Below are 22,366 nucleotides of genomic sequence, written 5' to 3'. Positions count from 1 at the left end.
AGCGATCGCGGGAACGACACGGCGGGAGGGGGATCCCCTGCGGGGAACGCATGGGCGCAGCAGCGGATTGCGGCGGGGAAGAAGCCCGCCGCGCGCAGGGCCGGCATCCGGCCCTGCGGGGCGTTGCACCGCAGCGCGCGGCGTTCAGTGCACGTCGTGACCGTGCGCGAGCTTCGAATGACGGCGCGAGTATACGAAGTAGATCGCGAGGCCGATCACGAGCCACACGCCGAACGCGGCCCACGTGACGGGCGCCAGGTTCAGCATCAGGAACAGGCACGACGCGACCGCGAGGATCGGCACGACCGGGACGCCGGGGCAGCGGAACGCGCGCGGCAGTTCCGGATGGGTGCGGCGCAGCACCAGCACCGCGATCGACACCATCGAGAATGCGGCGAGCGTGCCGATGTTGATCAGCTCGGCGAGCACGTTGAGCGGCACCAGCGCGGCGATCAGCCCGAAGAACAGGCCGACGAGCCAGGTCGTCAGGAACGGCGTCGCGAAGCGCGGATGCACGCGCGACAGCATCGCCGGCAGCAGGCCGTCGCGCGACATCGCGAAGATGATGCGGGTCTGGCCGTAGCTCATCACGAGGATCACGGTGAGCATGCCGAGCACGGCGCCCAGGTCGATGAAGCCCGCGACCCATTTCTCGCCGGCGATCTGCAGCGCGTACGAGATCGGGTGCGAGATGCTCGCGAACTGCGCGGACGGCACGATGCCCGTCGCGACCGCCGCGACCGCGACGTACAGGAATGCGCAGACGGCGAGCGACGCGATGATGCCGATCGGCAGGTCGCGCTTCGGGTTCTTCACTTCCTCGGCCGCCGACGACACCGCGTCGAAGCCGATGAACGCGAAGAACATCACGGCCGCAGCGCCAAACACGCCGTTCCAGCCGTGCGGCATGAACGGCTGCCAGTTCGCCGGCGTCACGTGGAAGATGCCGACCGCGATCACGAGCAGCACCACCGACACCTTGATGAACACCATGACGTTGTTGATGCGGGTCGATTCGCGGATGCCGATCGACAGCAGCGTCGTGATCACGATCATCACGAGGAACGCCGGCAGGTTGAACCACGTGACCACGCCCGGCACCGCGCCGGGCGCGGCGGTCAGCACGGTCGGCAGCGTGAGGCCGAAGCCCTGCAGCAGCGACTGCAGGTAGCCGGACCAGCCGACCGACACGGCGGACGCGGCGAGCCCGTATTCGAGCATCAGGTCCCAGCCGATGATCCACGCGACGAGCTCGCCGAGCGTCGCATACGAATACGTGTAGATCGAGCCGGCGACCGGAATCGTCGACGCGAACTCGGCATACGACAGCGCCGCGAGGCCGCACGCGATCGCGGCGATCACGAACGACAGCATCAGCGCGGGGCCGGCCTGCACGGCGCCGGTGCCGGTCAGCACGAAGATGCCGGTGCCGATGATCGCGCCGATGCCGAGGAAGGTGAGGTCGATCGCGCCGAGCGCTTTCTTGAGCCCGGCGGCGTGCGCGCCGGCGATCATGCGATCGACGTTTTTCTTGCGGAAGAGAGACATTGCGGATGAGATCGCCTGCCCGCGCGAACGCGGGGGGCGCTGAGTGAGTGAAAAACCGGACATTTTAGCCGATTTGGCCGGGGCGACCCGCCGCGGCGCACCATCGCGCGGTGGAATCGCCCGCTAAAACAAGCGCTTGCACGCAGGGGCGCGCGGCCGTCAGGCGCCTGGCGCGGGCGCCATGTCGACGAGCCGGTTGCTCATCACGTAGAAGGTCAGTTCCGCGTTGTTCGACAGCCGCATCTTCTCGAGCAGCCGCGTGCGGTAGACGCTCACCGTCTTCACCGACAGCGACAGCGTGTGAGCGATGTCGGTGAGCCGCTTGCCGGACGCGAGCATGCACAGCGTCTGGTATTCGCGGTCCGACAGCTTCTCATGAGGCAGCGGCTCGTTCTCGAACGACACGTATTCGGCGAGCGCCTCGGCCATCGCCGGGCTCACGTACTTGCGGCCCGCGGCGACCTGCTGGATCGCGGAGATCATCTGCGCGGCGTTGACCGTCTTCGACAGGTAGCCGGCCGCGCCGGCCTTCAGCGCACGCACCGCGTACTGGTCCTCGCGATACATCGAGAACATCAGCACCGGCGTGCGCGGCAGCTTGCGCTTCAGGCGCTTGAGTACCTCGATGCCGTTCATGTCGGTAAGCGAGATGTCGAGCAGGATCACGTCGAATTCGCGCTTGTCGACGGCCGCCATCGCTTCGCCGCCGGTTTCCGCCTCGATGACTTCGCGGGCCACGCCGCGGTCGACCAGCAGGTGCCGGATGCCTTGCCGGACGATCGCGTGGTCGTCGACGAGCAGGATGTTCAGACTCATGGCGCCCTCACGAAATCGGGAAGGCGCGGTGCGCCGTTGCCGGCGCCGCGAACAGCGCGTCCCACGCGAACCGCGCGGCGAGCCGGGCGCCGCGGCCGGCGGCCGGCGCGGCCAGTTCGAAGCCGCCGCCGAATGCCTCGCAGCGGGCGCGCATGCCGGCGAGGCCGTAGCCGTGGCGGTGAGCGCGCGAGAAACCGATTCCGTCGTCGGCAACGATCAGCGACACGTGCGTGCCGTCCGCTTCGATTCGTACGTCGACCGACGTCGCGCGCGCATGCTTCGCGACGTTCGACAGCGCTTCCTGTGCGACGCGGAAGATCGCGAGCGCGCCCGGGCCGGCGAGCTGCGGCAGGCGCGCGTCGGCGGCGCACACGAAGCTCGTGCGCAGGCCGGTGTGTTCCGCATGACTGTCGATCCAGGCCGACAGCGCGCGCACGAGCCCGCCGTCGAGCGCCGGCGTGTCCTGTTCGGCGATCAGCCGGCGGTTCGCGTCCGTCGCGGCGTCGAGCGCGCGCTGCGCGAGATCGAGCGCGCGACGGCAGCCTTCGGGCGCGTCGGCGGGCAGCCAGGTGTCGATGTTCGCGAGCGCGAAGCGCGCGGCGGTGAGTTCGGCGCCGAGCCCGTCGTGCAGCTCGCCGGCCAGATGGCGGCGCGCCGCCTCGTCGGCGGCGAACAGTGCGGCGGACAGTTCGGTGATCCGCGCGGCGAGCGCATCGCGGTCGGCGGCGGACGTGCAAGGCAACGGGGCGGGGGCGCAGGCCGGCGACGGCTGCTGCGACGGGAACGGGGCGTGGGCGCTCTCGGGCGCGTTAAGCGACGTATCCATGACTCTCCCTGCTCTCAGAAGGCGATTCAGACACCGGTCGGCGGCGTATGCCGGAAGCCGCCGAAAGAGCGGCTCCCTGACGGAATTTGTCACCGCCCAGGGTAACAATATTTACATCTTGTAACACATAGATCCGACCCTTAAATGCGCATCCGAATTGCAACCGCGCGCCGCGCATAATATCTCAAAATTTCGTGAAAAGTCATGATGGGCGGGACATTTAAGGGTAAATGTGAACAATCTTGGCGAACCTGTTGTAGGAAAAACACTGACACGCGAGCCGCCACTTGCGCCGTGTCCAAATGTAACTATTTGAGATAGATGGTCGTCGATTGTTACGAATTCGCCAAGCGCGGGCGAAAAAAAACCGGAGCTTTCGCTCCGGTCTTTGATGGTGCGCAACTTTCGGGGGCAGATCAGTCGACGAATGCGCGCTCGATCACGTAGTGGCCCGGTGCGCTGTTCTTGCCTTCGACGAGGCCGGCCTGCTTCAGCAGGTCGGTCGTGTCCTTCAGCATCGCGGTGCTGCCGCACAGCATCACGCGGTCGTGTTCCGGCGAGAACGGCGGGACGTCGAGGTCGGTGAACAGCTTGCCCGACGCGATCAGGTCGGTGATCCGGCCTTCGTTGTCGAATGCCTCGCGGGTAACCGTCGGGTAGTAGACGAGCTTTTCCCTGATGATGTCGCCCAGGTACTCGTGGCCCGGCAGGTCGTGCTTGATGTAGTCCATGTACGCGAGCTCGCCCTTCAGGCGGCACGTGTGCGTCAGGATGACCTTGTCGAAGCGCTCGTAGATGTCCGGATCGCGGATGATCGACATGAACGGCGCGAGGCCCGTGCCGGTCGACAGCATCCACAGCGTCTTGCCGGGCAGCAGGTTGTCGGCGACGAGCGTGCCGGTCGGCTTCTTGCCGATCAGCACCGTGTCGCCCACCTTCAGGTGCTGCAGGCGCGACGTCAGCGGGCCGTTCTGGACCTTGATGCTGAAGAACTCGAGGTGCTCCTCGTAGTTCGGGCTGACGATGCTGTAGGCGCGCGCGAGCGGCTTGCCGTCGACCTCGAGGCCGACCATCGTGAATTCGCCGTTGTTGAAGCGCAGGCTCGGCTCACGGGTGCAGGTGAAGCTGAAAAGCGTATCGGTCCAGTGGTGGACGGATTGGACGGTGGCGGTGTCGTATTTGCTCATGACTGTGAAAACGGACGCGCGTAGCAGACGCGTGCAATGGGCGAAAAACGAGGGCGTCGACCCGATCCGGGGATCGGCCGGCCGGCGCGCCGAACACGCGCCTTCTCGATGACAGACGTTTGAAGAACTGTTTATTTTACCTTGACTGCGCCAATCGCGCGCTTGCCTCCGGCGGATGCGCGGATTTGGCACAACGTTGTCTTTCGATTTGCTTTCATCGATCGGTGGCGAGCTTCGCGCCGAGGCCGACGAGCGCGGCGCCGCACAGCGCGTCGAGCGGGCGGCGCACGCGCCGGTAGCCGCGCTGCGCGCGGGGGCTCGCGAACAGGTACGCGACGCTGCAGTACCAGCCGACCGACATCGCGCCGATCGTCAGCAGCGCCGCGCCGTTGAACCACAGCGGCACGTGCGCGGGCAGCATCGCCGCGAACACGCTGGTCCAGAACGCGCACGATTTCGGGTTCGTCAGGCACGTGACGAGGCCGGTGCGATAGGCACGCAGATGGGCGCGCGTGTCCGGCGGCGGGAGCGTCGCGGGGGCGGCAGACGCGCTGTCCGGGGCCGGATCGCGCCGCGCGCTCGCGCGCAGCAGCTTGAAGCCGAAATAGACGAGGTACGCGGCGCCGCCGATCCGGATCGTGTCGTACAGCCATTCGACCTGGTGCAGCACGGCGGCGAGGCCGAGCATCGCGAGCGTCGCCCAGGTCATCGACGCGGTGCCGACGCCGAGCGCCGACACGGCGCCGAGGCTGCGCCGGCCGGACATCGACAGCTGCGAGATCATGAAGATGTTCGGGCCCGGCGTGACGAGCGCGACGAAGTAGACGGCGGCGATTTGCAGCAGGATCGGCAGGTAGGTCATGGCGGCGCGGACTCGGGCACGGATACAGGCCGCTACTGTAGCGCGGGCGCCGCCGCGCCGGTCAGGTTTGCTGCGGATCGAGGCGCAGGCGGGCGATGTACGGCAGGTGGTCGGACAGCCACGCGGTCTCGCCGGACGGCGCGTTCCATTCGAGCGGCGTCATCCCGCGCACGAACATCTTGTCGAGCGCGAGCGCAGGCGAAAACGCGGGGAACGTGCGCCCCGACTCGCCGAGCAGCGTCGCGACCTCGGTCAGGCCGATCTCGCCGAACAGCGGAATCGAGTCATTGCGCCAGTCGTTGAAGTCGCCGGCCAGCACGAGCGGGCCGTCCTTCGCGTGGCGCATGATCCAGTGCGCGATCCAGTGCATCTGGCGCAGCCGCGCGGCGCGCGTGAGCGCGAGATGCGCGCACAGCAGCGTGACGGGGCGCGAGCCGGCGAGCGTCGCGCGCGCGACCAGCAGGCCGCGCCGCTCGAAGCGGTGCGCGGAGATGTCCCAGCGCCCGCCGAGGTCGAGCGGATGCGGCGACAGGATCGCGTTGCCGTGCCGCCACGACGGCTTGAATACGTTCGGGCCGAGCGCGATCTGCCAGTCGAGCGCATGCGCGATCTCGGTGGCCTGGCAATGCCAGACGTCGTCGTACGCATCGTTCATCGGCGCGCCGAAGCCGGGCGCGAGCACGGGCCGCGGCAGCCGCCGCGCCATCGCTTCCTGCAGGAAATACACGTCGGCGTGCGTCGACTGCATCCAGTCGCGCATCGCGTTCCACGCGGTGAAGCCGAGCGGCGTGCGGCCCTTGTGCAGGTTCCAGCTCACCGCGGTGAGTTCGTCGGGCGCGGCGTGCGGCTCGGCGAACGGGATGGACAGGGCATCGGGCGCGTGCATGTCGGCTCAGTCCTTGCTGACGTGCGCGCGCAGGCGGTACACGAGTTGCGGATGCTGCTCGACGAGCGTCCAGTCGGTCCAGTTGTCGCCGCCGACCGACAGCCCCGGATGGCTCGCGACGATTTGCCGCGGCGAGCTCGGCAGGCACGGATCGCTCGGCTTCGCGCCCGGGTCGTCGAGCGTTTCCTGCACGTCGAGCGCGAGCGAGATCGCGTTCGCGTCGACGGCGAGCGGCGCGACGGTGACGGAGCGCGAGCGCTCGGTCGGCACGACGCGCGCCTGGTCGCCGCAGCCGACGGGCACGGCGGACGGATAACGATGGGTGTCGGTGCGGGTCTGACCCACGGTGGTCTTCTGCTGGAACGTGTCGATCGTCTGACCGTCGCGCACCACCTGGATCTCCCATGCGACGACGGCGGGCGCGGGGCTCTGCGCATGGGCGGCGAGCGCGGCGCTCGCCAGCAGGACGGCCAGGCCGTGTTTCAGCATGAAGCCTCTCCGGAATCGCGGTGTAGCGGGAAACGGACGCACATCTTACGCCCGATCGGCATCGACGGCGATGCGACCGGAGGTGGCGCGACGCGTGTGTCGCACGATGCGGTCCTGCTTGAAAGGTAAGTGCGCGTCACGCGTTTTCAAGCAAAAAAACGCGTGAATTCGGAGACGGGCGCGCGCTCGGTGACGAGCCGGTTTTCGATCGCGTCGGGGGCCGCATGGCCGAGCGACATGCCGCACACGAGCTGCTCGTTGGCCGGCATGCCGAGGTGCTCGGCGATGATCCGATGGAACGGCACGAACGCGGCCTGCGGGCAGGTGTCGAGGCCGCGCGCGCGGGCGGCCGTCATGACGCCCTGCAGGAACATCCCGCAGTCGAGCCATGCGCCGTGCGTCATCACGCGATCGAGCGTGAAGAACAAGGCGACCGGCGCATCGAAGAAGCGGAAGTTGCGCGCATGCTGCGCATGCATGCGCGCCTTCTCGTCGCGGCCGATGTTCAAGAGCCCGTACAGGTCCCGGCCGACCTTGCGGCGCCGGTCGAGATACGGCGAGATCCATTCGCGCGGGTAGTAGTCGTATTCGGCGACGTATTTCTCGTCGCGCGCGGGGTCGTCGTAGGCCGCGACGAGCGCGGCGGCGAGCGCATCGCGGGTCGCGCCCGTCGCGACGTACACGTGCCACGGCTGGATGTTGGTGCCCGACGGCGCGCGGCTCGCTGCTTCGAGGATCGCCTCGAGCGTGGCGCGCGGCACGGGTGTCGGCAGGAATGCGCGGATCGCGCGGCGCGACGTCAGCGCGGCGTCGACGGCGTGGATTGCGTCGGCGTCGACGCGCTCGGAAGGGGAGGGGACGGACATCGGCGTTCCTTCGGGGCGGGAGTCGGCGGCGGCGCGCGGCGGCGCCGCCGCCGGCAAGCTGTCGATCATACGCGCCGTCGCCTGAATCCGCAGCGCGCGCCCGCTGTTAGCAGCACACGCGCGTGGCTGCTTGCTTGCACCGGGATTTTGGGCCGCTACACTGAAATCGAAGGGGTCTGATGGTGCGGCAAGCAAGCGGGTGCGAGGTTGGTATGACGACGGCGATGGTGAAACAGGAACTGGCGGTGGCGTCCTTCAGCACGGTGTATGACCTCGAGCAGGTCGAGACGGCGCTGAACGACCTGAACGACGGCGCGAGCGACGCGCTGCGCGCCACCTACGAGAGGATGCTCAAGACCGGCAATCTGCGCTTTTGCGTGAAGCCGAACCGGATGCCGTCGTTCGACGCGCTTGGCGAGGCGCTGCCCAATTTCACGGAGCCGCTCGGCGACGTGCGCAAGCAGGTCGCGCTGTGCCTCGAAACGGACGACCGGCTCGAGCTGATGCCGATCCTGCTGCTCGGCCCGCCGGGCATCGGCAAGACGTATTTCGCGAAGGCGCTCGCGCAGCTGCTCGGCACGTCGTATCACTACGTGCCGATGAGTTCGCTGACGGCGGGCTGGATCCTGTCGGGCGCGTCGTCGCAGTGGAAGAACGCGAAGCCGGGCAAGGTGTTCGATGCGCTGGTCAACGGCAGCTACGCGAACCCGGTGATCGCGGTCGACGAGATCGACAAGGCGGGCAGCGACGCGCAATACGATCCGCTCGGCGCGCTTTATGCGTTGCTCGAGCATGACACCGCGCGCGCGTTCGTCGACGAATTCGCCGAGGTGCCGATCGATGCGGGCAACGTGATCTGGGTCGCGACCGCGAACGATGCGCAGGCGATTCCTGAGCCGCTGCTCAACCGCATGAACGTGTACGAGATCGCGCCGCCCGACGCGGCCGGCGCGCGCCGCATCGCGCAGACGATTTACGACGAGATCCGCACGTCGCACGCATGGGGCCGACGCTTTCCGGACACGCTCGGCGACGACGCGCTCGACGTGCTCGCCGCGACGCCGCCGCGCACGATGCGGCGCGCGTTGCTGCACGCGTTCGGCGCCGCGCGGCTCGACGGGCGCGATGCGATCGAGGCGCGCGACATCCGCGCGGACGAAGGCGCGACGAAGCGCCGCCCGATCGGGTTCTGACACTCGGGATACAGGGAGAGGCGTTGTCGGCGACGCGGGAGCGGCGAGATACATCCGGCTACACATGTGTCCTGCATGCGTGCGGGCCGGGACGTACAATCGTCTTCTCTCCCTCGACGCGATAACGACGCGAAAAGCCATGGAGCAGACGGACTGTGTGGTGATCGGCGCGGGCGTCGTCGGGCTCGCGATCGCCCGCGAGCTCGCCGCGCGCGGCCGCGAGACGCTGGTGCTCGAGGCGGCCGACGCGATCGGCACCGGCACGAGCGCGCGCAGCAGCGAGGTGATTCACGCGGGCCTCTACTATCCGCGCGGCTCGCTGAAGGCGATGTCGTGCGTGCACGGCCGCGACCTGCTGTACGAATTCTGCGAAACGCATCACGTCCCGCATCGCCGCGTCGGCAAGCTGCTCGTCGCGACGTCCGCCACGCAGGTGAAGCAGCTGAAGGCGATCGGCGCGCGCGCAGCGGAGAACGGCGTGCTCGACCTGATGCCGCTCACGCGCGGCGAGGCGCAGACGCTCGAGCCCGCGCTCGAATGCGTCGAGGCGCTGTTCTCGCCGAGCACGGGCATCGTCGACAGCCATCAGCTGATGCTCGCGCTGCTCGGCGATGCCGAATGCAACGGCGCGATGTGCGCGCTGAAGTCCCCGGTCGAATCGATCGACGTGCTGCGCGGCGCGCGCTTCGTCGTGCGCACCGGCGGCGACACGCCGGCCGAGATCGAGGCGGCGTGCGTGATCAACAGCGCGGGGCTCGGCGCGCAGGCGCTCGCGCGCCGCACGCGCGGCCTCGATCCGCGCTGGGTGCCGCCGCTCTATCTCGCGCGCGGCAACTACTTCAGCCTGTCCGGGCGCGCGCCGTTCTCGCACCTGGTCTACCCGATGCCCGACCGCACCGGGCTCGGCATCCATCTGACGCTGGACCTCGCCGGGCAGGCGCGCTTCGGGCCGGACGTCGAGTGGATCGACACGCTGCGCTACGACGTCGATCCGGCGCGCGCGGAGGCGTTCTACGCGCTGATCCGCGCGTACTGGCCGGCGCTGCCCGACGATGCGCTGCAGCCGGCCTATGCGGGCATCCGCCCGAAGATCGCGGGGCCGGGCGAAGCGCCCGCCGACTTCATCGTGCAGGGCGCGGCGCAGCATGGCGTGCGCGGCCTCGTGAACCTGTTCGGCATCGAGTCGCCGGGGCTGACCGCGGCGCTCGCGCTCGCGCAGCGGGTCGGCGAGATGACGGCGCGCGGATGATTTCGCGCGGCTGATGGCGGCAGTGTGGCGGCCGCGTGGAGCGACTTTGCGAAATTTCTTATCTCCGGCATTTCGGGCCGCACATTCGTGTGCGCGAGCGTTATGCTGTCAGACGGCTGTCGCTAGAGCAGCTTTCAAATCGATAACATTGGAGCGAGTCCCCATGAAAACCTCCCGTCGGAGTTTCCTGATCACGAGCGTCGGCGTCGTCTCGGCCATGGCGCTGTCGCGCGAAGCGCTGGCCGCCGATCTGCCGATGCTGTCCGAGAGCGACCCGACCGCGCAGGCGCTCGGCTACAAGACGGACGCCACGAAGGTCGACAAGGCGAAGTACCCGAAATACGCAGCGGGCCAGGACTGCGCGGCCTGCATGCTGTACCAGGGCAAGAAGGGCTCGGCATCCGGCCCGTGCGGCGCGTTCCCCGGCAAGCAGGTGTTGGCCAAGGGCTGGTGCAGCGCGTTCACGAAGATGGCATAACGCCCACGCGGCCCACGGGGCATCGTGCGGTGCCGCAATTCCGCGCGATCCGAAACACGCCCGCCATCGTTCGATGGCGGGCGTTTTTTATTGCTTGAAATCGGTTCCGCGCCTTTCTACACTCGCTGCAAACCGGCGCGTCGCAGCGGCACCCGGCGTCGCACATCCGCACAGAACCATTTCACGAGGGCGAGACACGCATGGCGACGATTGCGGGTTCAACGAAAACGGTCGGGCCCGAGCGTGCGCTGAACCGGCGCGCGGTGGCGGCGGCGGTCATCGGCAACGCGCTCGAGTGGTACGACTTCACGGTCTTCAGCTTCATGGTGGTCGTGATCGCCGACCTGTTCTTTCCGACGACCAGCGAATATTCGTCGCTGCTGCTGGCCACCGCGACGTTCGGCGTCGCGTTCTTCATGCGGCCGATCGGTGGCGTCGTGTTCGGGCTGTACGCGGACCGCGCCGGCCGCAAGGCCGCGCTGTCGCTCGTGATCCTGCTGATGACGGCCGGCATCTTCCTGCTCGCGGTCGCGCCGCCGTACGCGGCGATCGGCATCGGCGGCCCGCTGCTGATCGTGTTCGGCCGCCTGCTGCAGGGCTTTTCCGCGGGCGGCGAGTTCGGCAGCGCGACCGCGCTGCTGATCGAAGCCGCGCCGTTCTCGAAGCGCGGCTTCTACGGCAGCTGGCAGATGGCGAGCCAGGCGGCGGCGCTCCTGATCGGCGCGCTCGTCGGCGCGGCCGTCACGCGCGGCCTGACGCCGGACGCGCTGCGCGCGTGGGGGTGGCGCGTGCCGTTCATCATCGGGCTCGTGATCGGGCCGATCGGCTTCTACATCCGCCGCCATCTCGCCGATTCGGAAGCCTTCCTGCATGCGCAGCAGAGCGCGCGGCGCGCGACGCTCGGCGAGGTGTTCACGCGCCATTCGCGCGAAGTGCTCTGCGGGCTCGGCGCGGTGATCGCGCTGACGGTGACGATCTACGCGCTGATCGCCTATCTGCCGACCTTCGCGGTGAAGCAGCTGAAGCTGCCGTATGCGCAATCGTTCTACGCGGTGATCGTCGGCAACCTGCTGCTCACCGTGCTGTCGCCGCTCGCGGGTGCGTGGTCGGACCGCATCGGCCGCAAGGGGCTGTCGCTGTGGTCGCTCGCGATCACGTTCGCGCTGATGTATCCGCTGTTCGCGTGGCTCGACGCCGCGCCGAGCATCGCGCGGCTGATCGCCGTGCAGGCCGTGCTGTCGGTGACGCTCGCGGGCTACTACGGCCCGTTCGGCGCGATGATCGCCGAGCTGTTTCCGGCCAACGTGCGCTCGACCGGGCTGTCGATCGCGTACAACGTCGCGGTGATGCTGTTCGGCGGCTTCGGGCAGTTCATCGTCACGTGGCTCATCAAGGCCACCGGCTCGCCGCTCGCGCCGACCTGGTACGTGATGGCGGGGCTCGCGCTGTCGATCGTCGCGGTCGCGTTCGTGCCGGCGCGCAGCGCGGATCTCGACGCGCGCCGCTGAGCCGCCGGGCGTCGCGCCGCCGTCCGCCGCAGCGCGGATGGTGTTTAGTTGCCGAAGGAAACACGCGCTGCATCACCGGAACCGCCGCTCGCGCGCGCCCGCGCGCTGTCATGCGCGGGAAACCTCCACGCAAACCCGCGCCGTCGCGCCGGGACGAGTTTTTTCTCCAGCTTGTTGCAGAATCGATAGCTCAAGTAATATCCGCGTACGCCGGCCCCTACTGAAGGGTCGGTTCCGATCTGGAGACCTGGAGGAAACATGGAATACAACCGTCTGTTGCACACCCTGCGTGTTACCGCCATGGCAGGCGTGGCAGCGGCATCGTTCGGCATCGCGGGATCTGCATTCGCACAGATCCCGAACAAAACGCTCGTCTACTGCTCAGAAGGCAGCCCGGCGGGCTTCGATTCCGCGCAATACACGACCGGCGTCGATTTCACGGCGTCCACGTTCACCATCTACAACCGCCTCGTCGAATTCGAGCGCGGCGGCACCAAGGTCGAGCCCGGCCTCGCCGAGAAGTGGGACGTGTCGCCCGACGGCAAGGTCTACACGTTCCACCTGCGCCACGGCGTCAAGTTCCACACGACCGACTTCTTCAAGCCGACGCGCGAATTCAACGCGGACGACGTCGTGTTCACGTTCCAGCGCATGCTCGATCCGAACCAGCCGTTCCGCAAGGCCTACCCGGTGTCGTTCCCGTACTTCACCGACATGGGCCTCGACAAGCTGATCACGAAGGTCGAGAAGGTCGATCCGTACACGGTGAAATTCACGCTGACGGAACCGAACGCGCCGTTCATGCAGAACATGGCGATGGAATTCGCGTCGATCCTGTCGGCCGAATACGCGGACCAGCTGCTGAAGGCCGGCAAGGCCGCCGACATCAACCAGAAGCCGATCGGCACGGGCCCGTTCATCTTCCGCAGCTATACGAAGGACGCGACGATCCGCTTCGACGGCAATCCTGACTACTGGAAGAAGGGCGAAGTGAAGCTCTCGAAGCTGATCTTCTCGATCACGCCCGATCCGGGCGTGCGCGTGCAGAAGATCAAGCGCAACGAGTGCCAGGTGATGACCTATCCGCGTCCGGCCGACATCGCGACGCTGAAGGCCGACCCGGGCGTCGACATGCCGTCGCAGGCGGGCTTCAACCTCGGCTACCTCGCGTACAACGTCGAGCACAAGCCGATGGACAAGCTCGAGGTGCGCCAGGCGCTCGACATGGCGATCAACAAGAAGGCGATCCTCGAATCGGTGTACCAGGGCGCGGGCCAGGCTGCGAGCGCGCCGATGCCGCCGACGCAATGGTCGTATGACAAGAGCCTGAAGATGCCCGCGTACGACACCGCGAAGGCGAAGGCGCTGCTGTCGAAGGCCGGCTTCCCGAACGGCTTCGAGATCACGCTGTGGGCGATGCCGGTGCAGCGCGCATACAACCCGAACGGCCGCCTGATGGCCGAGATGATCCAGGCCGACTGGGCGAAGATCGGCGTGAAGGCGAAGATCGTCACGTACGAGTGGGGCGAGTACATCAAGCGCGCGCACGGCGGCGAGCAGGACACGATGCTGATCGGCTGGACCGGCGACAACGGCGATCCGGACAACTGGCTCGGCACGCTGCTCGGCTGCGAGGCGATCAAGGGCAACAACTTCTCGCACTGGTGCTACAAGCCGTTCGACGAGCTCGTCCAGAAGGGCCGCACGACGAACGGGCAGGATGCGCGCACGAAGATCTACACGCAGGCGCAGCAGGTCTTCGCGCAGCAACTGCCGTTCTCGCCGATCGCGAACTCGACCGTCTACCAGCCGGTGCGCAAGACCATCGGCGACATGCGCATCGAGCCGCTCGGCTATGTACGCTTCGATGGTGTGAGCGTGAAGTAACGCGACGGGCGTAAGCTGTCACGAACACCGGTTTGAAAACACCCGGCGGCGAGGGGCCACGAGCTCCTCGTCGCCGGTCGCACATTTCCCACAAGAAAATACGAGACGCATCATGTTCCGATTCGTATTGCGCCGCGTGGGCATGGTGATCCCGACCTTCATCGGCATCACCATCCTCGCGTTCGCGCTGATTCACCTGATACCGGGCGACCCCATCGAAGTGATGATGGGCGAACGCGGCGTCGATCCCGCGATGCACGCGGAGGCGATGAAACGCCTCGGGCTCGACCAGCCGCTGCCCGTTCAGTACGTCCACTACATCGGCCGCGCGCTGTCGGGCGACCTCGGCACGTCGATCATCACCAACACGAGCGTCGCGGGCGAATTCTTCGCGCGCTTCCCGGCGACCGTCGAGCTGTCGCTGTGCGCGCTGTTCTTCGCGCTCGCGGTCGGCCTGCCGGCCGGCGTCGTCGCGGCGCTGCGGCGCGGCTCGATCGTCGACCATGGCGTGATGGGCACCGCGCTCACCGGCTATTCGATGCCGATCTTCTGGTGGGGGCTGATCCTCATCATGGTGTTTTCGTCGTACCTGGGCTGGACGCCCGTGTCCGGGCGCATCGCGGTCGAATACGAAATTCCGCACGTGACGGGCTTCATGCTGATCGACGCGCTGCTCGCGCCGGACGAAGGCTCGTTCAAGTCGGCGGTCAGCCACCTGATCCTGCCGGCGATCGTGCTCGGCACGATTCCGCTCGCGGTGATCGCGCGGATGACCCGTTCGTCGATGCTCGAAGTGCTGCGCGAGGACTACATCCGCACCGCGCGCGCGAAGGGGCTGTCGCCCGTGCGCGTCGTCGTCGTGCATGCGCTGCGCAACGCGCTGATCCCGGTCGTCACCGTGATCGGCCTGCAGATCGGCACGCTGCTCGCCGGCGCGGTGCTGACCGAGACGCTGTTTTCGTGGCCCGGCGTGGGCAAGTGGCTGATCGACGCGATCGGCCGCCGCGACTATCCGGTCGTGCAGGGCGGCATCCTGCTGATCGCGACCCTCGTGATCGTCGTGAACCTGGTCGTCGACCTGCTGTACGGCGTGCTGAACCCGCGCATCCGCCATACGAGGTAATCCATGAGCAACCTGCAAAACACCCTGCCGCGCGAAACCGCGCCGGTCAGCGGCCGCATGCTCGCGCTGCGCGAGTTCTGGAGCAACTTCTCGCGCAACCGCGGCGCGGTCGGCGCGGGCATCGTCGTGCTCGCGCTGATCGTCATCGCGCTGTTCGCGCCGCTCATCGCGCCGCACAGCCCGGTCGAGCAATACCGCGACTACGTGAAGATCCCGCCCGCGTGGCTCGACGGCGGCAACTGGAAGTTCGTCCTCGGCACCGACGAAGCCGGCCGCGACATCCTGTCCCGGCTGATGTACGGCGCGCGGATGTCGTTCTGGATCGGCTTCGTGTCGGTCGTGCTCGCGCTGATCCCGGGCATCGTGCTCGGGCTCGTCGCCGCGTTCTTCCAGACGTGGGCGGATACGGCCGTGATGCGCGTGATGGACGTGCTGCTCGCGCTGCCGTCGCTGCTGCTCGCGGTCGCGGTCGTCGCGATCATCGGCCCGGGCCTCACCAACACGATGTTCGCGATCGCGATCGTCGCGCTGCCCGCGTACGTGCGCCTGACGCGCGCATCTGCGCTCGGCGAGCTGCAGAAGGAGTACGTGACGGCGTCGCGCGTGGCGGGCGCCGGCACGCTGCGCCTGATGTTCTCGCAAGTGCTGCCGAACTGCACGGCGCCGCTGATCGTGCAGGCGACGCTCGGCTTCTCGTCGGCGATCCTCGATGCGGCCGCGCTCGGCTTCCTCGGCCTCGGCGTGCAGCCGCCGACCGCCGAGTGGGGCGCGATGCTGGCCTCCGCGCGCGACTACATCGACAACGCATGGTGGATCGTGACGATGCCGGGCCTGTCGATCCTGATCTCGGTGCTCGCGATCAACCTGCTCGGCGACGGGCTGCGCGACGCGCTGGATCCCAAACTGAAACGGATGGCCTGACATGAGCGAGAACCTTCTGACCATCCGCAATCTCGCGGTGAATTTCAACGGCCTGCCCGCCGTCGACCGGATCAACCTGTCGATCGCGCCGGGCGAGGTGGTGGGCGTCGTCGGCGAATCGGGCTCGGGCAAGAGCGTGACGATGATGGCGCTGATGGGCCTGATCGACGCGCCGGGCAAGGTGACGGCCGACGAAGTCACGTTCAACGGCGTGGACCTGCTGAGGGCGTCGCCGAAGGCGCGGCGCAAGATCATCGGCAAGGACATCGCGATGGTGTTCCAGGACGCGCTGACGAGCCTGAACCCGAGCTACACGGTCGGCTACCAGATCAAGGAAGTGCTGAAGCTGCACGAAGGGCTGCGTGGCGACGCGCTCCACCGCCGCGCGCTCGAGCTGCTCGACCAGGTCGGCATCCCCGACCCGAAGAGCCGCATCGATTCGTTCCCGCACCAGATGTCGGGCGGGATGAACCAGCGCGTGATGATCGCGATGGCCGTCGCGTGCAACCCGAAGCTCCTGATCGCCGACGAGCCGACCACCGCGCTCGACGTGACGATCCAGGCGCAGATCATGGATCTGCTCGTGAAGCTGCAGAAGGAGCGCGGGATGGCGCTCGTGCTGATCTCGCACGATCTCGCCGTGGTGTCCGAAGTCGCGCAGCGCGTTGCCGTGATGTACGCGGGCGAGATCATCGAGACCAACCGCGTGCCGGACATCTTCGCGCAGCCGCACCATCCGTACACCGAAGCATTGCTCGCGGCGATTCCCGAGCACAACAAGGGGGCGCGGCGGCTTGCCGCATTGCCGGGGATGGTGCCGGGCCGCGATGATCGCCCGTCCGGGTGCCTGTTCGCGCCGCGCTGCAAGTACGTCGTCGACGATTGCCGCAAGGCGCGTCCGTCGCTCGACACGCTGGTGGCGGGCAACGACGCGATGCGCGCGCGCTGCATCAAGCCGCTCAATCTGACGAACCTCGACCTGACGGGAGGCGCACGATGAATGCTGTCAACGAAACGCGCCACACGGCGCACGACGAGGATGCGGTGCTGGTCGCCGACCAGCTCGCGAAGCACTACCAGGTGAAGCGCGGCATGTTCGGCCAGGGCACCGTGAAGGCGCTCAACGGCGTGTCGTTCACGCTGAAGCGCGGCCGGACGCTCGCGGTCGTCGGCGAGTCCGGCTGCGGCAAGTCGACCCTCGCGCGCCAGCTGACGATGATCGAGACGCCGACCTCCGGACACCTGACGATCGACGGCAAGGACGTCGCCGGTGCGGACCGCCAGACGATCGCCGAGCTGCGCCGCCGCGTGCAGATGGTGTTCCAGAACCCGTTCGCGTCGCTGAATCCGCGCAAGACCGTCGAGCAGACGCTCGCCGAGCCGCTCGAGATCAACACGAACCTGACGGCCGCCGAGCGCGCGCAGCGCGTCGCGCAGATCATGCGCACGGTCGGCCTGCGGCCCGAGCATGCGAAGCGCTATCCGCACATGTTCTCGGGCGGCCAGCGGCAGCGCGTCGCGATCGCGCGCGCGATGATCCTCGATCCGCGGATCGTCGTCGCCGACGAGCCGGTGTCCGCGCTCGACGTGTCGATCCAGGCGCAGATCCTCAACCTGTTCATGGACCTGCAGGAGCAGTTCAAGACCAGCTACGTGTTCATCTCGCACAACCTCGCGGTGGTCGAGCACGTCGCCGACGACGTGATGGTGATGTACTTCGGCAGCGTCGCGGAGCTCGGCGACAAGGCGACGATCTACGCGCGCCCGCGCCATCCGTACACGCGTGCGCTGATGTCCGCGACGCCGGCGATCTTCGAGGAAGACCGCCGCGTGCAGATCAAGCTGCAGGGCGAGCTGCCGTCGCCGCTCAATCCGCCGTCGGGCTGCGCGTTCCATCAGCGCTGCCCGTATGCGGTCGAGCGTTGCCGTGCCGAGGAACCGCAGCTGCGCGACGTCGATGGCCGGCGCGTCGCCTGCCATCGCGCCGAGGAGGTGGGGGAGGCGAATGCCTGAAGGCCTGGCGGCGCGCGAAGCCCCTGCGCGCCGTGAGCGCATCGGCGGTACGCGCGTGCGTCGCGCGTACCGCAATGCACGCCGCTGGAGCGTGCGCACGGTGACCGGCGCGGCGCTGGCCGGTGCGTGCGCGGTGGCCGGCCTCGCCGTACCCGTCGAACTCGCGCGGGCCGAGGCTCGCGCGCCGGCGACGGCGCCGCTCCATCCTTCGCAGGTGCCGCCGCCCGGCATGACCCTGCCGGGCTTTCACCCGCCGCCGCCGGTGTCGAACGGCTCGGTCGCGAGCGGCGCGGTGCGCGCGCAGCCGGCGCGGATGCCGTTCTACGTCGCGACCAAGGGCAAGGTCACGATCTACGTGCTCGGCACGCTGCACATCGGCGATCCGTCCGACTACCCGAGCGCGCAGCCGTTCCGGCCGGGCATCCTCGCGGCGCTCGCCGCGTCGCCGACGCTCGCGCTCGAGCTGTCGCCGGACGACCTGCTCGAATCGCAGGACGACGTGTCGAAGTACGGCGTCTGCAATTACGCGTGCCTGCCGCGCCTGCTGCCCGCGCCGCTGTGGCAGCAGCTCGCCGGCCGGCTGCGCGGCAATGCGGCCGCGCTCGCCGAGATCCGCAAGATGCGGCCATGGCTTGCCGCGCTCGTCGTCGAGACCTACGATTCGCTGTCGGCCGGCCTGCAGACCGAGTACGGCACCGAGGCGCAATTGCAGAACGTGTACCTGAAGAAGAGGGGCGGCCGGGTGGTCGGGCTCGAGACGCTCGCCGAGCAGATGCGCGCGTTCACCGGCCTCACGCTCGCCGAGCAGCGCGAGATGCTCGCGCAGGACATGGTGCAGACGCCCGCGCAGAACGCCGCCGACGTGAAGGCGCTGCACCGGCTGTGGCGGATCGGCGACGCCGATGCGCTCGCCGCGTGGGCGGTCGCGAAGAGCGAGCGCCTGGCGCGCTCGAAGGCGCTGTCCGCGTCAATGGACAACAAGATCCTGTACGAGCGCAACCGGCGCTTCGTTGCACGGATGACGGCAATCGCCGCGCCGAACCGGCCGCTGTTCGTCGCGATCGGCGCGCTGCATCTGGGCGGCCTGCGCGGCGTGCTCGAATTGTTGCGCCAGCAAGGTTACCGGGTCGACGCGAACTGATCGCGCGGATGCTGCGTGCCGATCCTTCCCCGTTTGATCGACGATCCGCGTGCGGCGTTTCCTCGTAAGGAAAACCCTCGATTCATCAGAAAATAGCGTTTCAAACGATTGACATCTCGTTCGGGCAATCTCTATTCTTCATCCCACAAGTTGAAAAATTGAAAAGAACAGATAAGTTCTACGGGGTAGCAAAAAAAAGCGCGGGGTGAGCGTTGCCGGCACGTGTATCGCGTGCCGGCCGCGGAGTGTCTGCATGCACGGCGGGGCCAACCATCGTCCGATCTCAATCGCATGCGGGCCGACTTGCGGATAAGCAGCGTTCCGTCGTCCGGCCGGGGGATGCAGCAGCGGGCGGCGGCGGACGTATTTTGATCCGGAGCAGGTCTTTCCGGACGCCGTCGATAGACGGCTTCACCGTTGACGGTCGGCCGCAGGCCGCATTCAGCCAACAGCAAAGCGCCTCATGGGCGCTTTTTTGTTTTGGGGCGTCGTGCGCTCCGATGCTGCGGTCCGTTGCTCGAAGGCGCGAGATTGCCCAGGGGGCGCTACGTCGCATCGACGGATGGGTGAGCGTTGCCGGTGTGCCCGCCGGCTTGTGATCATCTCGAAGGCACACGAATACACGAGGAAAGCGAGTGCCCCCGTGCTCCATTTGAACAGCGACCATGTGCTCGGCACGTCAAGCAGTAACGCGTATCCGACTGCAAATACGAGTGGTTATTGTCCCGAATTGAAGGTTCGACGGGAAAGACGCGGCGCGCGCCCGCGCTAAGCGCCTTCGTCCGCGTGCAGCGCGCCCGGCGCGACGACATCGATGCCCGCGGCTTCGAGCGCCGCACGAATCCGCGTTGCAAACGCCAGCGCATGCGGCCCGTCACCATGCAGGCAGACCGTCTGCGCATTGAGCGGCACCCATTCGCCGCTGACCGCGCGCACCCGCCGGTCGCGCACCATGTCGAGCGTGCGGGCGATCACCTCGTCCTCGTCGTCGACCAGCGCGCCCGGCTCGCTGCGCGGCACGAGCGCGCCGTCCGCGCGATAGCCGCGATCGGCGAACACCTCCTCGATCGCCGCCAGCCCCGCGTGCCGCGCGGCCGCGACGAACACGCTGTTCGCGAGGCCGAACACCGCGAGCGACGGATCGAAATCGTGAATCGCCGACACCACCGCGTCGGCGATCAGCGGATCGCGCGCGGCCTGGTTGTACAGCGCGCCGTGCGGCTTCACGTGCGCGATGCGGCCGCCTTCGGCCTGTGCGATTGCAGATAGCGCGCCGAGCTGGTAAAGCACGCCTGCGTAGATGTCGGTCGCCGGCAACTGCATCTCCTTGCGGCCGAAATTCTCGGGATCGAGAAAACTCGGATGCGCGCCGATCGACACGCCCTTCTGCACGGCCCAGCGCACGCAGTCGCGCATTGCGTTCGCGCCGCCCGCGTGCCAGCCGCACGCGATGTTTGCCGACGTAACGAGGTCGAGCAGCGCCTCGTCCGATCCGTATCCTTCGCCCAGGTCGGCGTTCAGATCGATTTCCATGATGTTCCTTGTCCACCCATTGCGTGGCGCGCCGCCTGTTGCCGCATCGTCACGCCGCGCGCGATTGCGCGCGCTGGCGCGCTTCTTCGCGCATCGCGATCGCGACGTCGATCTGCCGCAGGTAGGCCCGCTGCGCGGCCAGTGCGTCGCGCGCCGCGTCCGGCGTCGTGCGCACGAAGCGGATCGGCAGGTTCAGGCGCGCCTGTGCGAGCTTCCACAGGTCCGCGCGAATCACCGTTCCGATCTTAGGATACCCCCCGGTCGTCTGTGCGTCGTGCATCAGCACGATCGGCTGGCCGTTAGGCGGCACCTGGATCGTGCCGGGGAGCACCGCGTGCGACAGCAGTTCCACCGGCCGTTCGCGGATCAGCTCGACGCCGGCGAGGCGGTAGCCCATCCGGTTGCTGTTGGCCGTGACGAGCCATTCGTCATCCCAGAAAGCCTGCTGCGACTCCACGCCGAACGACGCGTAGTCCGGGCCGGGCAGCACGCGCACCGGCATCGCCCACGGCGCGTGCGCATGGGCGGGCCGGTGGCGGCGCGGCGGCTCGTCGACGCGCGCGAAACTGCACCAGGCCGGCGCCTTCACGCCGAACTCGGGCGCGTCGGCCGCGAGGCAGCCGAGGGTCGCCGGCGGCACGCCGACCGGCAGCCGGTCGCCGTCGCGCAGCGCGCGGCCGCCGAGGCCGCCGAAGCGCGACGCGAGATCGGTGCTGCGCGAGCCGAGCATCGGCAGCACGTCGATGCCGCCGGCGATGCACAGATAGCCGCGCATCCCGCGCTTCGCGGCCGGCATCGTCAGCGTCTGGCCGGCCTCGACGGGCAGGCTCCACCACGAATGGACGGGCTTGCCGTCGAGCGTCGCGCCGAATTCGGTGCCGGTGACCGCGATGCGCGTCGCGCGAGGGAAGCGGAAGGCGGCCGGGCCGATCGTGATCTCGACGGCGGCCGCGTCCGGGCGGTTGCCGACGAGCCGGTTGCCGACCTCGAGCGCGAGGCTGTCGAGCGCGCCGCCCTGCGCGACGCCGAGATGGCGCGCGCCCTGGCGGCCGAGATCCTGCACGGTCGACAGCGGGCCGGCCCGCAATACCTCGATGCTGCCCGGCGCTTTGCTCTGGCTCATGTCGCGTGGACCCCCGCTATGGTGAAGCGCACCCGGTCGCCGGGCAGGAGCAGCGTCGGCGGCTGCCGGGACGGATCGAACAGCACGTGCGCCGTGCGGCCGATCAGCTGCCAGCCGCCGGGCGACGTGGCCGGGTAGATGCCGGTCTGCGCGCCGCCGATGCCGACCGACCCGGCCGGCACCTCGAGGCGCGGCGCCGCGCGGCGCGGCATGTGCAGCGCGGCGTCGAGGCCGCCGAGATAGGCGAAGCCCGGCTGGAAGCCGAGGAAGAACACCACGTATTCGGCGGCCGCATGGCGCGCGACCACCTCGTCGGCCGTCAGCCCGGCATGCGCGGCGACCGCCTGCAGGTCGGGGCCGGCCGTGCCGCCGTATTCGACCGGAATCTCGATCTCGCGGCCGGGCGCATGCTCGACGTCGGCGGTTTCCCATGCGTCGAGCAGCGTGTCCGACAGCGCGTCGGCGGACGCGGCAAGCACGTCGAACACGATCGTCAGGTTGTTCATGCCCGGCACGACGTCGATGACGTGCGGCCACGCGCGCGCGGCCTCGGCAACGGCCCAGACGCGCCGCTGGCAATCGAGCGTGGCGGGGGGCGGCACCTCGCAGACGAGCGCGGCGTCGCCGAGCGGATAGATGCGTGGATGCGTCATCGGTCTGGCACGGTTCGGGCGGCAATATTAACGTACATTGTCAAGAAGATATCGATAACTTGCC

The 22,366-nt window shown here is 68.2% G+C and carries 21 protein-coding genes; 10 read left to right on the top strand and 11 right to left on the bottom strand.

What is annotated here, in order from left to right:
* Window positions 1–144: 144 nt before the first annotated feature.
* From ACFIMZ_RS18365 to ACFIMZ_RS18330, 8 genes are all read right to left on the bottom strand, one after another.
* Complete coding sequence (locus ACFIMZ_RS18365; protein ID WP_431820765.1) at window positions 145–1,548, bottom strand: amino acid permease; 1,404 nt, start codon at window positions 1,546–1,548, stop codon at window positions 145–147.
* A 159-nt stretch (window positions 1,549–1,707) separates the two neighbouring features.
* Window positions 1,708–2,364: a response regulator transcription factor RqpR gene (rqpR, locus tag ACFIMZ_RS18360; RefSeq protein ID WP_431820764.1), complete on the bottom strand. Its 657-nt coding sequence runs from the start codon at window positions 2,362–2,364 to the stop codon at window positions 1,708–1,710.
* A gap of 7 nt (window positions 2,365–2,371) precedes the next feature.
* Window positions 2,372–3,190, bottom strand: coding sequence for a quorum system sensor histidine kinase RqpS (rqpS, locus tag ACFIMZ_RS18355; protein WP_431820763.1), 819 nt, complete (start codon window positions 3,188–3,190; stop codon window positions 2,372–2,374).
* A 416-nt stretch (window positions 3,191–3,606) separates the two neighbouring features.
* Complete coding sequence (locus ACFIMZ_RS18350) at window positions 3,607–4,377, bottom strand: ferredoxin--NADP reductase (RefSeq protein WP_431820762.1); 771 nt, start codon at window positions 4,375–4,377, stop codon at window positions 3,607–3,609.
* Between the two features lie 214 nt (window positions 4,378–4,591).
* Window positions 4,592–5,239: a LysE family translocator gene (locus ACFIMZ_RS18345; protein ID WP_431820761.1), complete on the bottom strand. Its 648-nt coding sequence runs from the start codon at window positions 5,237–5,239 to the stop codon at window positions 4,592–4,594.
* 61 nt (window positions 5,240–5,300) lie between these two features.
* Window positions 5,301–6,125, bottom strand: a complete 825-nt coding sequence (locus ACFIMZ_RS18340; protein ID WP_431820760.1) for an endonuclease/exonuclease/phosphatase family protein — start codon at window positions 6,123–6,125, stop codon at window positions 5,301–5,303.
* 6 nt (window positions 6,126–6,131) lie between these two features.
* Complete coding sequence (locus tag ACFIMZ_RS18335) at window positions 6,132–6,614, bottom strand: hypothetical protein (protein ID WP_431820759.1); 483 nt, start codon at window positions 6,612–6,614, stop codon at window positions 6,132–6,134.
* Window positions 6,615–6,760: 146 nt separating this feature from the next.
* Complete coding sequence (locus ACFIMZ_RS18330; RefSeq protein WP_431820758.1) at window positions 6,761–7,480, bottom strand: nitroreductase; 720 nt, start codon at window positions 7,478–7,480, stop codon at window positions 6,761–6,763.
* 212 nt (window positions 7,481–7,692) lie between these two features.
* Here ACFIMZ_RS18330 and ACFIMZ_RS18325 point away from each other — a divergent pair, with 212 nt between their 5' ends.
* From ACFIMZ_RS18325 to ACFIMZ_RS18280, 10 genes are all read left to right on the top strand, one after another.
* Window positions 7,693–8,673, top strand: coding sequence for an AAA family ATPase (locus ACFIMZ_RS18325; protein ID WP_431820757.1), 981 nt, complete (start codon window positions 7,693–7,695; stop codon window positions 8,671–8,673).
* Between the two features lie 139 nt (window positions 8,674–8,812).
* Window positions 8,813–9,922 carry an NAD(P)/FAD-dependent oxidoreductase gene (locus tag ACFIMZ_RS18320; RefSeq protein WP_431820756.1) on the top strand — a complete coding sequence of 370 codons (1,110 nt, stop codon included), beginning with the start codon at window positions 8,813–8,815 and terminating at the stop codon, window positions 9,920–9,922.
* Window positions 9,923–10,085: 163 nt separating this feature from the next.
* Window positions 10,086–10,400: a high-potential iron-sulfur protein gene (locus ACFIMZ_RS18315; RefSeq protein WP_431820755.1), complete on the top strand. Its 315-nt coding sequence runs from the start codon at window positions 10,086–10,088 to the stop codon at window positions 10,398–10,400.
* A gap of 200 nt (window positions 10,401–10,600) precedes the next feature.
* Complete coding sequence (locus ACFIMZ_RS18310) at window positions 10,601–11,908, top strand: MFS transporter (protein ID WP_431820754.1); 1,308 nt, start codon at window positions 10,601–10,603, stop codon at window positions 11,906–11,908.
* Between the two features lie 258 nt (window positions 11,909–12,166).
* Window positions 12,167–13,795, top strand: coding sequence for an ABC transporter substrate-binding protein (locus tag ACFIMZ_RS18305; RefSeq protein ID WP_431820753.1), 1,629 nt, complete (start codon window positions 12,167–12,169; stop codon window positions 13,793–13,795).
* Window positions 13,796–13,907: 112 nt separating this feature from the next.
* On the top strand, window positions 13,908–14,918 hold the full coding sequence (locus ACFIMZ_RS18300) for an ABC transporter permease subunit (RefSeq protein ID WP_431820752.1): 1,011 nt from the start codon (window positions 13,908–13,910) through the stop codon (window positions 14,916–14,918).
* A 3-nt stretch (window positions 14,919–14,921) separates the two neighbouring features.
* Window positions 14,922–15,839 (top strand): ABC transporter permease subunit, encoded by a 918-nt coding sequence (locus ACFIMZ_RS18295; RefSeq protein WP_431820751.1) that lies wholly within the window; start codon window positions 14,922–14,924, stop codon window positions 15,837–15,839.
* Between the two features lies 1 nt (window position 15,840).
* A complete protein-coding gene (locus ACFIMZ_RS18290; RefSeq protein ID WP_431820750.1) occupies window positions 15,841–16,839 on the top strand; it encodes an ABC transporter ATP-binding protein in 999 nt (332 codons plus the stop codon).
* Window positions 16,836–17,852: a peptide ABC transporter ATP-binding protein gene (locus tag ACFIMZ_RS18285; RefSeq protein ID WP_431820749.1), complete on the top strand. Its 1,017-nt coding sequence runs from the start codon at window positions 16,836–16,838 to the stop codon at window positions 17,850–17,852. The genes ACFIMZ_RS18290 and ACFIMZ_RS18285 overlap by 4 nt, the downstream gene beginning before the upstream one ends.
* Complete coding sequence (locus ACFIMZ_RS18280) at window positions 17,845–18,993, top strand: TraB/GumN family protein (RefSeq protein WP_431820748.1); 1,149 nt, start codon at window positions 17,845–17,847, stop codon at window positions 18,991–18,993. The genes ACFIMZ_RS18285 and ACFIMZ_RS18280 overlap by 8 nt, the downstream gene beginning before the upstream one ends.
* 768 nt (window positions 18,994–19,761) lie before the next feature.
* On the opposite strand, the gene pxpA is transcribed toward ACFIMZ_RS18280, so the two are convergent.
* The 3 genes from pxpA to pxpB are packed head-to-tail and all read right to left on the bottom strand — an operon-like array spanning window position 19,762 to window position 22,302.
* Complete coding sequence (pxpA, locus tag ACFIMZ_RS18275) at window positions 19,762–20,526, bottom strand: 5-oxoprolinase subunit PxpA (protein WP_431820747.1); 765 nt, start codon at window positions 20,524–20,526, stop codon at window positions 19,762–19,764.
* Window positions 20,527–20,575: 49 nt separating this feature from the next.
* Window positions 20,576–21,649: a biotin-dependent carboxyltransferase family protein gene (locus tag ACFIMZ_RS18270; protein ID WP_431820746.1), complete on the bottom strand. Its 1,074-nt coding sequence runs from the start codon at window positions 21,647–21,649 to the stop codon at window positions 20,576–20,578.
* Window positions 21,646–22,302 (bottom strand): 5-oxoprolinase subunit PxpB, encoded by a 657-nt coding sequence (gene pxpB, locus ACFIMZ_RS18265; protein ID WP_431820745.1) that lies wholly within the window; start codon window positions 22,300–22,302, stop codon window positions 21,646–21,648. The genes ACFIMZ_RS18270 and pxpB overlap by 4 nt, the downstream gene beginning before the upstream one ends.
* Window positions 22,303–22,366: the final 64 nt, after the last annotated feature.

Origin of the sequence: Burkholderia sp. F1, assembly GCF_050813845.1 — a bacterium.
Lineage (GTDB): Bacteria > Pseudomonadota > Gammaproteobacteria > Burkholderiales > Burkholderiaceae > Burkholderia > Burkholderia ubonensis.
The sequence above is the reverse complement of the archived record's forward strand: the minus strand, read 5'-3'. Positions and strand labels throughout refer to the sequence as shown.

Excerpts from the sequence above, each read along its gene's own strand:
- ACFIMZ_RS18280 (WP_431820748.1), top strand. The coding sequence starts at position 17,845 with ATGCCTGAAGGCCTGGCGGCGCGCGAAGCCCCTGCGCGCCGTGAGCGC.
- rqpS (WP_431820763.1), bottom strand. The coding sequence starts at position 3,190 with ATGGATACGTCGCTTAACGCGCCCGAGAGCGCCCACGCCCCGTTCCCG.
- ACFIMZ_RS18290 (WP_431820750.1), top strand. The coding sequence starts at position 15,841 with ATGAGCGAGAACCTTCTGACCATCCGCAATCTCGCGGTGAATTTCAAC.
- ACFIMZ_RS18345 (WP_431820761.1), bottom strand. The coding sequence starts at position 5,239 with ATGACCTACCTGCCGATCCTGCTGCAAATCGCCGCCGTCTACTTCGTC.
- ACFIMZ_RS18320 (WP_431820756.1), top strand. The coding sequence starts at position 8,813 with ATGGAGCAGACGGACTGTGTGGTGATCGGCGCGGGCGTCGTCGGGCTC.
- ACFIMZ_RS18365 (WP_431820765.1), bottom strand. The coding sequence starts at position 1,548 with ATGTCTCTCTTCCGCAAGAAAAACGTCGATCGCATGATCGCCGGCGCG.
- ACFIMZ_RS18310 (WP_431820754.1), top strand. The coding sequence starts at position 10,601 with ATGGCGACGATTGCGGGTTCAACGAAAACGGTCGGGCCCGAGCGTGCG.
- ACFIMZ_RS18295 (WP_431820751.1), top strand. The coding sequence starts at position 14,922 with ATGAGCAACCTGCAAAACACCCTGCCGCGCGAAACCGCGCCGGTCAGC.
- ACFIMZ_RS18335 (WP_431820759.1), bottom strand. The coding sequence starts at position 6,614 with ATGCTGAAACACGGCCTGGCCGTCCTGCTGGCGAGCGCCGCGCTCGCC.
- pxpB (WP_431820745.1), bottom strand. The coding sequence starts at position 22,302 with ATGACGCATCCACGCATCTATCCGCTCGGCGACGCCGCGCTCGTCTGC.
- ACFIMZ_RS18285 (WP_431820749.1), top strand. The coding sequence starts at position 16,836 with ATGAATGCTGTCAACGAAACGCGCCACACGGCGCACGACGAGGATGCG.
- ACFIMZ_RS18340 (WP_431820760.1), bottom strand. The coding sequence starts at position 6,125 with ATGCACGCGCCCGATGCCCTGTCCATCCCGTTCGCCGAGCCGCACGCC.
- ACFIMZ_RS18300 (WP_431820752.1), top strand. The coding sequence starts at position 13,908 with ATGTTCCGATTCGTATTGCGCCGCGTGGGCATGGTGATCCCGACCTTC.
- pxpA (WP_431820747.1), bottom strand. The coding sequence starts at position 20,526 with ATGGAAATCGATCTGAACGCCGACCTGGGCGAAGGATACGGATCGGAC.
- ACFIMZ_RS18305 (WP_431820753.1), top strand. The coding sequence starts at position 12,167 with ATGGAATACAACCGTCTGTTGCACACCCTGCGTGTTACCGCCATGGCA.
- ACFIMZ_RS18325 (WP_431820757.1), top strand. The coding sequence starts at position 7,693 with ATGACGACGGCGATGGTGAAACAGGAACTGGCGGTGGCGTCCTTCAGC.
- ACFIMZ_RS18270 (WP_431820746.1), bottom strand. The coding sequence starts at position 21,649 with ATGAGCCAGAGCAAAGCGCCGGGCAGCATCGAGGTATTGCGGGCCGGC.
- rqpR (WP_431820764.1), bottom strand. The coding sequence starts at position 2,364 with ATGAGTCTGAACATCCTGCTCGTCGACGACCACGCGATCGTCCGGCAA.
- ACFIMZ_RS18350 (WP_431820762.1), bottom strand. The coding sequence starts at position 4,377 with ATGAGCAAATACGACACCGCCACCGTCCAATCCGTCCACCACTGGACC.
- ACFIMZ_RS18330 (WP_431820758.1), bottom strand. The coding sequence starts at position 7,480 with ATGTCCGTCCCCTCCCCTTCCGAGCGCGTCGACGCCGACGCAATCCAC.
- ACFIMZ_RS18315 (WP_431820755.1), top strand. The coding sequence starts at position 10,086 with ATGAAAACCTCCCGTCGGAGTTTCCTGATCACGAGCGTCGGCGTCGTC.